The 8,583-nt window shown below is 35.1% G+C and carries 11 protein-coding genes and 1 pseudogene; 7 read left to right on the forward strand and 5 right to left on the reverse strand.

Annotation, left to right across the window (positions count from 1 at the left end; all coding sequences use genetic code 11):
* Positions 1 to 137 precede the first annotated feature (137 nt).
* From A194_RS0112125 to A194_RS18360, 4 genes are all read left to right on the forward strand, one after another.
* Entirely contained in the window at positions 138 to 671 is a 534-nt protein-coding gene (locus A194_RS0112125; RefSeq protein WP_017187099.1) for an HD domain-containing protein, read from the forward strand.
* Positions 672 to 733: 62 nt separating this feature from the next.
* A complete protein-coding gene (locus tag A194_RS0112130; RefSeq protein WP_017187100.1) occupies positions 734 to 1,162 on the forward strand; it encodes a YwpF family protein in 429 nt (142 codons plus the stop codon).
* A 198-nt stretch (positions 1,163 to 1,360) separates the two neighbouring features.
* Entirely contained in the window at positions 1,361 to 2,737 is a 1,377-nt protein-coding gene (locus A194_RS0112135) for a TrkH family potassium uptake protein (RefSeq protein ID WP_017187101.1), read from the forward strand.
* 48 nt (positions 2,738 to 2,785) lie between these two features.
* A complete protein-coding gene (locus tag A194_RS18360; protein WP_017187102.1) occupies positions 2,786 to 4,753 on the forward strand; it encodes a sensor domain-containing protein in 1,968 nt (655 codons plus the stop codon).
* A gap of 183 nt (positions 4,754 to 4,936) precedes the next feature.
* Here the strand turns inward: A194_RS18360 and A194_RS19840 are convergent.
* The 5 genes and pseudogenes from A194_RS19840 to A194_RS21035 form a co-directional block, all read right to left on the reverse strand.
* A pseudogene (locus A194_RS19840) lies at positions 4,937 to 5,038 on the reverse strand (YjcZ family sporulation protein); the annotation flags it as partial.
* Between the two features lie 94 nt (positions 5,039 to 5,132).
* Positions 5,133 to 5,630 carry a hypothetical protein gene (locus A194_RS19475; protein WP_050980524.1) on the reverse strand — a complete coding sequence of 166 codons (498 nt, stop codon included), beginning with the start codon at positions 5,628 to 5,630 and terminating at the stop codon, positions 5,133 to 5,135.
* The gene (locus A194_RS19480) at positions 5,627 to 6,301 is read right to left on the reverse strand and encodes a S1C family serine protease (protein WP_050980525.1); all 675 of its coding nucleotides are present in this window, start codon (positions 6,299 to 6,301) and stop codon (positions 5,627 to 5,629) included. The genes A194_RS19475 and A194_RS19480 overlap by 4 nt, the downstream gene beginning before the upstream one ends.
* 11 nt (positions 6,302 to 6,312) lie before the next feature.
* Positions 6,313 to 7,332 carry a tetratricopeptide repeat protein gene (locus A194_RS0112155; protein ID WP_017187104.1) on the reverse strand — a complete coding sequence of 340 codons (1,020 nt, stop codon included), beginning with the start codon at positions 7,330 to 7,332 and terminating at the stop codon, positions 6,313 to 6,315.
* 23 nt (positions 7,333 to 7,355) lie between these two features.
* Entirely contained in the window at positions 7,356 to 7,484 is a 129-nt protein-coding gene (locus A194_RS21035) for a zinc-ribbon domain-containing protein (RefSeq protein WP_017187105.1), read from the reverse strand.
* 422 nt (positions 7,485 to 7,906) lie between these two features.
* Here A194_RS21035 and A194_RS0112170 point away from each other — a divergent pair, with 422 nt between their 5' ends.
* The 3 genes from A194_RS0112170 to A194_RS19845 all read left to right on the forward strand — a co-directional run bounded on the left by A194_RS0112170 (position 7,907) and on the right by A194_RS19845 (position 8,572).
* Positions 7,907 to 8,131, forward strand: coding sequence for a DUF1659 domain-containing protein (locus tag A194_RS0112170; RefSeq protein ID WP_017187107.1), 225 nt, complete (start codon positions 7,907 to 7,909; stop codon positions 8,129 to 8,131).
* Positions 8,132 to 8,145: 14 nt separating this feature from the next.
* Complete coding sequence (locus A194_RS0112175; RefSeq protein ID WP_017187108.1) at positions 8,146 to 8,364, forward strand: DUF2922 domain-containing protein; 219 nt, start codon at positions 8,146 to 8,148, stop codon at positions 8,362 to 8,364.
* Positions 8,365 to 8,431: 67 nt separating this feature from the next.
* On the forward strand, positions 8,432 to 8,572 hold the full coding sequence (locus A194_RS19845) for a YvrJ family protein (protein ID WP_017187109.1): 141 nt from the start codon (positions 8,432 to 8,434) through the stop codon (positions 8,570 to 8,572).
* Positions 8,573 to 8,583 lie beyond the last annotated feature (11 nt).

The raw sequence follows: 8,583 nt of genomic DNA on the forward strand, positions 1-8,583 counted from the left end.
GTAATTGTAAAAAAAATTCAAATATCCAGTCCGTATGTTTAATATCTGTATTGAAAGGTAACATGTACAAATAACAATTGAATTTGTATTACATACTATGCTATATTAATCTTTAAAAACTTAAAGGGGTGGTTGTCGTGAAACGAGTACAATTAGTCGATATATTTGATCATCCTATTACACAAAAATATCTTATACGTTCAGGGATCCATCATGCTGTGTCGACAACTGAACAAGCTGTAAAATTGGCCAAGGCTCGAGGCGTTGATGTTGAGTTATCTGCTAAGTCAGCTTTACTGCATGATATAGGACATTATGAATGGTATAACGATGGAGAGTGGGATTATCAAGAGTATCGTAAACATGACATTCATGCGATTAAAGGTGCTGAAAGAGCACATAAATTGTTGATTCGTTTAGGAGAGGATCGTAAAACAGCGAAAGCTATTTCAGTGACAATATTACTGCATACAGATTCATATCTACCTTTCTCTGTTGATGGTATGCGAACGCCATTACATGAAGTGGTTTATGAAGCTGATGAGATGGAAGAGTTGCCAGGGGGCAAACACCATTATAAGACGATGACAATTGAAGAAGCACTGAAGCGATTAAAGCACCTTGATCAAGAGATTTCACAGAAAGAAAGCCCTCATCAATCAATTTCATAAATATATCTTTTGTCTTCCTTGAATTTCCTATATAATAAGGATGAAACAGAAAGGAAGGTTCGATGAAAACATTTAAATTAGTGTCGCTTAATATTTTGGAAAAGTCGGGAGAAGATTTAGTTAGTAAAGATATCGGTTTCTTTGACGCATTAATTATTGACCGTGAAGAGGTTGAAGGAGCTCGTTGGTTAATTGAGGCATATATCCCTAAAAAGTATTATGATTTTTTTAACCAAAAGCTTGAGGGTGAACAAGAGCTAGTTACACAAGTGCGAATTACGAAAGAATCAAATCCTAAAGCGACGATCTTAGCAAATGTTAGAGCCGTTAATGAAATAGAAGATAACATGAATGTTATATTAATTGGTAATATGGTTAACCGTGAAAGAGAACAAGTAGAAGAGACGTTACAAGATTTAATTGAGGCAGGATATCAAGGTGTATCTTTATTAAATAAGTTTAAAGAAAAAAATCAAGAAAACTTGTTTTAAATCGAATAAATCTTTTGAGTAGCCCTAATCTGTCATGAAGATACAGATAGGGTTTTATTTACAATTAAAGACTTATATTAGATGATGTCAAAGGATTAGAATAGATCCATAATAGTCTATATTTCAATTTTAAACATTTTGCGACATTATTTTTTGATTTTTAGCAGGAATTTATCAATTTAAGGAGAAAGTTGTATTATGAGCAGAATGGATCGACTGACACCAAATAAATCAATCTTAGATAAACTTACACCAGTGCAACTTATTTCATTATATTATTTTATAGCCGCGTCAGTTGCAGCTTTTCTTTTATCGCTTCCAATTTCACATAAAGATGGTGTTCAGTTAACTTTTATGGAAGTGTTATTTACTGCTGTCAGTGCCGTTACTGTTACAGGATTAACAGTAGTAGAGACAGCTGATTCTTTTAGTGTGTTTGGCATTTTCATGATTGCATTAGCACTTCAAACTGGCGGCCTAGGTGTAATGGCGTTAGGGACACTTATTTGGATCGTGTTAGGTAAGAAGATTGGCTTCAAAGAAAGACGTCTTATTATGACAGATCAGAATACGAAGTCGATTGCAGGTATTGTTCGATTAGTTAAAGAGATGTTTATCGTCATATTAGCAATTGAATTTATCGGATTTATTATTTTAGGTACATACTATTTAACGTATTTTGATAGTGCATTACAGGCATATTATCATGGCTTTTTCGCCTCTGTTAGTGCAACGACGAACGGTGGTTTTGATATTACGGGGGCATCTTTAGAACCGTTTGCGAATGATTACTTTGTACAATTTATTAATATTTTATTAATCATAGCTGGTGCAATTGGTTTTCCTGTATTAATCGAACTTAAAGAGTACTTACAAATTTCACAAGAAGAGCGTAACTTAAAACGCTTTTCGCTGTTTACCAAGTTAACATCATTAACTTATTTTGTTTTGTTAGCTTTTTCATTTATCGTTATTTTGGTCTTAGAGTTTAATCACTTCTTTGCCGATAAAACATGGCATGAAGCCTTTTTCTATAGTTTGTTTCAGTCTACGACCGCTAGAAGTGGTGGACTAAGCACAATGGATATGAATGAGTTTACGACTCAGACGCAATTGTTTTTATCTTCTATGATGTTTATTGGTGCCTCACCAAGTAGTGTTGGTGGTGGTATTCGAACGACAACATTTGCTTTAGTTATTATATTCATTATTACGTTTGCTAGTGGCAGAAATCGCGTGCGGATATTCGGGCGAGAAATTGAAGAAGAGGACTTATTTAAGGCCGTCGTCGTTACATTGTTAGCGATGTTAATGTTCTTCTCAGTTGTTATTGTCATTACAGCATTAGATGGGCATCTGTCGTTAAATAGCATTATTTTTGAAGTTAGTTCAGCGTTTGGAACTACTGGTTTATCGATGGGCATAACAAACGAGCTGTCCAATTTTAGTCAAATTTTATTAATGGGACTCATGCTAATAGGTCGTATTGGAATTTTGACATTTTTATTCTCGTTTAATCGAGGTAAAACGAAAGATCGTTACCGTTATCCAAAAGAGAAAATTAATATCGGCTAATTAACCTAGCACCAACAACGCTATGCAATTATAGTAGGGGGAAAAAAAGTGTTCAAAAAAGTAGATCAGCTACAATTGCCTATCCATGAGTGGATTTTTGAAAATGTATCAGATGCGATTATTTTTGTTGATCAAGATGGATACATTGTAGCTGGCAATCAATTTGCAGAAGAATTATTAGAAGTAAAATTGAACGAGAATGATCCGTTATACGTACACGATTATATTGATTTAGAAGTAATCGCGAAACAAACGAATAATGAAGATCTTATTTGGACGAAAACGAACCCGGAAAAATTGGTTGTTATGAAAAGTGAACCAGTCGAACAGTATTGGTGCTACACGCTAAAAGAAGGTGGTTTAAAATCGAAGAAGGATTCGTTAATCTATACTTTAAACCACGCTAGAAGTAGCCCGTATGAAGGTATTATTATGCATGATCGAGGACAAATAATTGATTGTGACTTTGCTTTTGCTAGCATGATTGGCTATAAAAGGTCTGAGTTAGTAGGTAAATCCATTTTTGATATTGTACATTCAGATGATCATAAAGCTTTGTATGAGAATATGCAGATGCAGCAACATGATAGTCCATACCCTTTACGAGGGTTTAAACGTGATGGGTCAATCATTTATGCTGAAGTATTACCAGAACCATTTAATAAAGACTCGAACCTTCGTGTTGCAATCGTTCGAAATATTACTGAACGCGTAGAGAACGAAAAGCAAATTGAGTTTATGGCTTATTATGATCAATTGACGGACTTGCCTAATCGTAACTATTTTCAACTTGTACTTGAAGACGAGTTAAAATATGCAAAGGAGTCAGGAGAACAATTAGCTGTTCATTTTATAGATGTTGATTATTTTAAACATATTAACGACACACTTGGCTATCAAGTGGGGGATTCATTATTAAAGGGTTGCGCCTCTAGGCTAAAACAAATGTTAAGAGAAGATTTGTTTATTGCTAGAATGACGAGTGATGAATTTTTAGTGTTACAGCGCAAAGTAACGAGTAAACAAGATGTACGATCTTTAGCAAAGCAGGTGACTGAGCAATTCCAAAAGCCGTTAATGGTTGATGGTTACGAAATATATACAACCGTTAGTATAGGAATTAGTCGTTATCCACAATCAGCTGCATCAACAGCATCAGAGTTAATTGAGCATGCGGATTCTGCCATGCATGTTATCAAAGAAGAAAGCCGAAATGACTATCAAATCTTTAAGCAATCTTTAAAGGAAGGTTTTAAAGAACGCTTAAAGCTTGAGACTGAATTACATAAAGCATTAAAGGATGGGGATTTTGAATTACATTTTCAACCGCAGTATGATTTGAAATCTCAAGAAATCATTGGCTTTGAGGCACTATGCCGATGGCCACATAAAGAAATGGGAGCTATTTCACCTGATCAGTTTATCCCGATTGCAGAGAAGACAGGGTTAATTTTAGATATAGGTGATTGGGTGATTTATGAAGCGTGTCGACTAAACAAAAAGTGGCAAGGTGAAGGGTTACCTAAAGTTAAAGTGAGTGTTAATCTTTCTGCAAGACAGTTTTTGCAACGCCATTTAGTAAGTCGTGTTAGCGAAATACTTGAAGAAACAGGCTTAGAACCTCAATATTTAGAGTTAGAAATTACAGAATCAATGGCTATGTCCAATGAACGTTATATTATTGATACACTTAATGACTTTAATGATCTCGGTGTCAAAGTTGCATTGGATGACTTCGGTACAGGTTACTCATCTTTAAAGTATTTAAGTCAGTTTCCATTAAGTAAAATAAAAATTGATCGCATGTTCATTCAGAATCAAACGAAGCAAAATATGGCTATTGTTAAAACGATCATTCATTTATCTCATGCGCTTAACTTAAAAGTCATTGCTGAAGGGGTTGAAAATGAGGGCGACCTAGATTTTCTTTTGAGTGAAAAGTGTGATCAAGTTCAAGGATTCTACTTTAGTAAGCCGATGCCAGAGTCACAAATAAAAACATTTTTAAATGCTTAAACTAGAAAAGCTGATCGCAATTAATGCGATCAGCTTTTTATATAAGGGGACTATTCATATTTTGTGATTTATAACTGTGTAAGAGGTTACCGTCATTCCAACTATGACGATAAGCCTCTTGCACTTTGAGGGAGAAAAGGTTGATGCGAGCAGTCATCTACCTCTCGATACACTTGTAAGGTGTTAGCAGTAGAAAGTTGCACCCACGATAATTAATAAAATGAAAAGTACAACGATCAACGCAAAGTTGTTATAGCCATGGCCATATCCATGCTGTGAGTAACCTGGTTTGAACATAAATTCACCTCCCAAGACATGTAATATATCTATATGGTGACTTATGTTTATTTGAATGGTTACTCACCCAAAAATAAACATTTTAATTTGAATGGCTCGTTTTGGATAAAAGCTCACGTTCTAAATTCAGAATTTTTAATTGGTCATTTTCATAGCCAACTTCATAAATAGTTTCAAAATGGTGAGTTTCACGTGTGTCTTCATCCGTTCTAATTTCATGATCAGAATTAATTTTGAATGTTGCAATTCCATCTTCAACGGATAAAGATTCTCTTGAATTAATCTCAATATCAATTGAGTGTACGATTAATTCTCTGAATTCTTGATAAGAGTAATTTGATTGTAAATCACTACCTAACAATGAATAAGCTGTGAAATAATCACGTACATTTAATGTCTCATAGAAATAGCTGATTAAATATTCGCTGTCCTCTTCTAAAGCGTTTGGGTCAATATCTTGATATAAAGTAGGGTCACCGTCGTAGTTTAACTCATCGTCATTAGCTGTGTCTGACCACATTGATACACGCTCATAAACTTGACTAATAGGGATACTGAAACCAATGGTACCTTCATTCATGCTGCCGAGTTTATGCCAATAATATTCCCTGTTTCTTCGTGGATTAACGGACCACCACTATTTCCTTGTAAAATACTAGCTGAGATTTGATATAAATTATTGTATTCATACTGTTCAACTGATAGGTCTCGTTCTGTTCCTGATATATGACCTAACGTAACGGTGTTTTGCAAGCGATGCGGACTTCCAACGGCTAATATTTCATCCCCAATATTAGGTTCAAAGTTGGGATCAATTTCTAATGTTGAACTGTTCGCTAATTGTGGTACTCGAACAACGGCGATGTCTTCGGAGTTACCAATACCGATCACAGCCCCAGGGTAAGTATGAGCTTCTGATGTTTTAACATAAACTGAATCAGCATCTTTTACAACGTGGGCATTTGTAATAATATCACCGCGGTCGTTATAAACGAAGCCAGAACCTAAGTTAGTACCAAATGACCCTGTTGTTTCGATTTGGACAACGCTTTTTTGAGCTTCGTGAATTATTTCTTGTAAGTTGTGTCCTTCGTTGGACTCATCATCTGTGACATGTTCAACAATAGCTTGGTCTGATCCGATTGCTGTTTCTGTCCAGTTGTCATAATAAGAGACTAAAGCATATGTTCCAACTAATAGGATCACCATTGAAAGAACGACCGGTGCCGTTTTTTTCAGTTGGTATTTCATTTCGTTCACCTCTATTCTTGACCGTCTAGGTACCAAGAGATTTGTTCAATTGAAATTGTAATTTCGTCTAAGTCTATATCTTCTGGTATGTCACTATGAGTATGATCAATCTGACCTGTTTCATCAGGGTATAGCGTATCAGGGAAAGCGTATGTTTCATTTTCTAGAATTTCTTCTTCATCTTCATCTAGTAATTTGTATGTTACTGAAATAGAATGAATGGGCTTTGTTGCAACGCTTAAAAGTTCACCAGTCACTTGCATTTCGTCATATTCGTTAACATTTACTTCAATACCGACTACTTCAATAGCGTTATTTTCATTTTGCTCTTGTTCTAGTTCATATTGATTTAAAGCTTGCGCAATACGTTCTTGTTGTTGTGTTTCAAAGTCTGATTGTTGATTTTCAATAGTCGTTTGCAAGCTGATTAGACGTTCATTTTCAGGTGCATACCGCAATCCATCTTCAATGATGGAAATAGCAGCAGTGAATTGATTTGTTTGTAACTTTTCATTAGCTTCATTAGCTGTATGACTAACGATTCGTTCCCTTAACATCTCCTCAAGTGATTCAGCATCTTCATGTTCAAGAGACTGAACTTGCCATAGAAGGATTTTAAGCTCTTCAGCTCCAGGATCATCAGCAAGACGTTGTTCGACTTGACTCATCCGAACTTCATTTCGCTTGTCGAGTATCGAGTCTAATAAGAAGTTAATAATTTCTCCATTGTATGAACTTAATTGACTCTCGGCTTCTTCGGTAATTTGGACTGCTTGTTGGAATGCGCCTTGGTCAACGAGCGTATCGACGTTATTTAATTTTTCGTTAACTTCAAGTGCTACTGACATAAAATCATAGTTAATTTCAGCAGCTTCATAATTAGGGTTATGTTCAAGTGATTCTTCAAATAGACTTTGTGCCCGGCTATATTGGCCTTCTAAAGCATACTCAACTCCTTCATCATACAGTGATTGAGCAGTAGAGTTATTATACTCTAAATAGAAATGTAAACCTATACCGGCAATTAACATACAAACAAGCGTAACAATAGGTGTTAACCACCAACGGTTAATCCTTGTCCTTGTGCACGTTCGTCTATGTCTTTAGGTAACTGTGCACCACATATGACACAGTATGATTCCTCAGCTTTTGTTTTTGATCCACATCTTGGGCAGTACATCATAATCTATCACCTATTGCGTTCCTTTCTTATATGTAAATTTTAACATGAATATTGTAGAAAATAAGTGGTATTTAATAACTAAATGTTACAATTTGTTCAAAATTGTTGTTTATGCTTCATTAATTTTAAGTTTCATGAGATGATAATACTCAAATGCTTATTTTTTTGGTAAAATAGCTATAGTAAAACTCGTAAATGATGAACTAGGAGGTGCACCACTGTGGAAGCAATTGAACTAACAATGGGCATTGTTTCGTTAGGTGTCATTGCATACTTAATCGGATCTTGCTATTTCGATAACGTTAAAAATTAATTAAATCTACATCCTTAATATTAGACGAACGAAAAGTGTGAAATGTTTCAAAACATTTCACACTTTTTTTATTTATAAACGATTATAAAAGTGAAAGGAGGTTGACATGATGGAAAATGTCCAAAAAATTAACAGTCAACTGCAATTACTATTTGTAACAGGAATTGATGAGCATGGGGAAGAGGTGATTTCTCGTCGAAGTTATAACAACGTAAAACCTGATGCTGAAGACGATGCGGTAATTGTTGTAGCACAAGTTCTATCTCAGCTTCGACAGGACCCGTTACATGAAGCATTACGAAATGACCAATCTTTATTACTTAATAACGAATAAGAGGGGGAAATTAAATGAGTAAACGTTTAGAACTTAGGTTTAGAAATGAACAAGGACGTTTGGCAACAATCAGTGTTGATAATCCTGTAGAGCCAGTAGACCCAGAACAGGTTAAGCAAGCTATGGACACAATTTTAGAACAAGATATTTTCACTTCTGCAGACTTACCTTTAACTGAAATTGCTCATGCACAAGTAGTTGAACGTAATGTAGAAGAAGTACCATTAGATTAATATTGAGGGAGGTGGCACCATTTGTGTCACCTCTCTTTTTACAAGTATAAGAAAGGTGGAGGAGAAATTGTTTGAGACTTTGATTACTTGGGTTCCAGAAGTTGGCTTCCCGATTTTGGTGACTTTTTATTTGTTACATCGAATTGAGAAGAAACTTGAACAACTCAATGACTCAATTATGAACTTACCTATATTAGTCGATAAATAAAAATAGAGATT

The organism is Alkalibacillus haloalkaliphilus C5, from assembly GCF_000269905.1.
Classification (GTDB): domain Bacteria; phylum Bacillota; class Bacilli; order Bacillales; family Alkalibacillaceae; genus Alkalibacillus; species Alkalibacillus haloalkaliphilus_A.

Excerpts from the sequence above, each read along its gene's own strand:
- A194_RS19475 (WP_050980524.1), bottom strand. The coding sequence starts at position 5,630 with ATGAATGAAGGTACCATTGGTTTCAGTATCCCTATTAGTCAAGTTTAT.
- A194_RS21035 (WP_017187105.1), bottom strand. The coding sequence starts at position 7,484 with ATGATGTACTGCCCAAGATGTGGATCAAAAACAAAAGCTGAGGAATCA.
- A194_RS0112175 (WP_017187108.1), top strand. The coding sequence starts at position 8,146 with ATGAGTAAACGTTTAGAACTTAGGTTTAGAAATGAACAAGGACGTTTG.
- A194_RS0112130 (WP_017187100.1), top strand. The coding sequence starts at position 734 with ATGAAAACATTTAAATTAGTGTCGCTTAATATTTTGGAAAAGTCGGGA.
- A194_RS0112170 (WP_017187107.1), top strand. The coding sequence starts at position 7,907 with ATGGAAAATGTCCAAAAAATTAACAGTCAACTGCAATTACTATTTGTA.
- A194_RS0112135 (WP_017187101.1), top strand. The coding sequence starts at position 1,361 with ATGAGCAGAATGGATCGACTGACACCAAATAAATCAATCTTAGATAAA.
- A194_RS0112155 (WP_017187104.1), bottom strand. The coding sequence starts at position 7,332 with ATGTTAATTGCCGGTATAGGTTTACATTTCTATTTAGAGTATAATAAC.
- A194_RS19480 (WP_050980525.1), bottom strand. The coding sequence starts at position 6,301 with ATGAAATACCAACTGAAAAAAACGGCACCGGTCGTTCTTTCAATGGTG.